At 67.7% G+C, this 1,556-nt stretch carries 1 protein-coding gene; it reads left to right on the top strand.

Annotation, left to right across the window (positions count from 1 at the left end):
- Positions 1-1,556, top strand: a 1,556-nt coding sequence (locus IG02_RS37390) for a lonely Cys domain-containing protein (protein ID WP_037805190.1), incomplete at both ends; no start/stop codon positions are given.

Raw genomic sequence — 1,556 nt, 5'->3', positions numbered from 1 at the left:
TGCGGGACCGTGAGCAGAAGATGCGGTCGTATCTGCATGCGAAGAAGCTGGTGCATCTGATGCCGTCGGGTGGTCGGACGGCGCTGGTCAGTGAGGAGGCGAGGACTCCGGATCCGGCGGTGTACACGTATGTCGCTCATGGTCTGCCGGGTGGTCTGCAGCTGGCGCTGAAGGATGGCCGGACGGTGTGGCTGGGTGCGGCGGACGGCGGCCGGTATATCGGCGGGCTGCCGGAGGTGGCGGAGCTGCCGGAGGGGCACCGGCTGGGGCTGGAGGTGTGTTTCAGTGATGCGGCGGGGAATCCGTTGGCGCCGCAGTTGGACAACCGTCCGGCGCCGGCGGTGCATGATCCGTTGGATGAGGTGTCGCTGACTCAGCATGCGGCGAACGAGAGCCGTCTGGAGACCGACGGGTCGTTGATGAGCAGTGGCTTCGACGTCGACACCCGCATTCTGATCGATACGCCGGGTGGGGTGGCCGGTCGTCGTAGGAGCGCGGTTCCGGAGCCGTTGCCGCATGAGCTGGATCCGTTGGCGCGGACGGCGGGGCTGCACCGTGGTCCGGGTGCGGTGTCGCCGGAAACGCGGGCGACCATGCTGCGGTTGGTGCGGGCGTTGCGGATCGTGTTCGGCCCGGAGGCCGAGAAGGATCCCGGCCTGTATGGGCAGTTGCTCAAGGGCATTGGTGCCATGGAGACCATGCGCGCCCAGGACCCGGCACTGGGCAGGTTCACACCCTTCCGGATGGAACTGTGGAGCTTCATGGCGCAGCGGGTGGGCGGCAGGAAGGTCCCGACTCCGGAGGATTACCGGGCGGTTCTGGACATTGCTGCCCAGACGTTGACGGGGAAGCCGGCGGCACGGCTGGGTGAGGACATGCCGGATATGTTCATCCAGCATGCGTTGAAGCAGGTGACGCAGATGGGTGCGGGCCTGGTGCGGAGTGTGCTGAGGCAGCCGGGTGCGGACACGCCGGTGACCAAGAAGGCGGTGACGTGGGCGTTCTGGGCGATGGCCGGTGCGGCACGGCAGATGGGCGGTATGGACGCGGCGTTCACGGAGAAGCTGGGGCGTCGGGTGCTCCATATGTTCCCGGACGAGCAGTGGACGCCGGCGAGGAAGCAGGAGCTGTGGATTCTGACGGCCCAGGCGATCGCGGCCGGTCTGGACCCGTCGGACTACTTCACGCTGGCCGCTTTCCACCTGGCGTCGAAGGGCGCGTTCGGGCCGGCGCACCTTCTGCAGGAGGGTGGGAACGCCCGGGGTTACAACTGGAGCGGCACACCCGCTCCGGATGGCGTGGACCTGCGGGCGGTGGGCACGCAGGAGAAGGCGGGTGATACGGCATCCCGTAAGCACTTCGGCGCGCCGTGGACGGCTGAGGGTGAGCCTGGTGAGGCGATGGTGGTGTGGACGGACACCGATGCCGACGGTTTCCCGGTTCTGCACCTGCCGGGGATGCGGCCGTTCCGGGTGGCGGACAAGGAGTTGCTGGCGCTGCTGGATCTGGCGCCGTTGCTGCGTGTGATGCCGTTGGGTGTTCCGCTGGTGTTCGTG

Origin of the sequence: Streptomyces sp. NRRL F-5135 (assembly GCF_000719775.1) — a bacterium.
Lineage (GTDB): Bacteria > Actinomycetota > Actinomycetes > Streptomycetales > Streptomycetaceae > Streptomyces > Streptomyces hebeiensis.
Note: the sequence above shows the minus strand (reverse complement) of the source record. Positions and strands in the feature narration are given on the sequence as shown.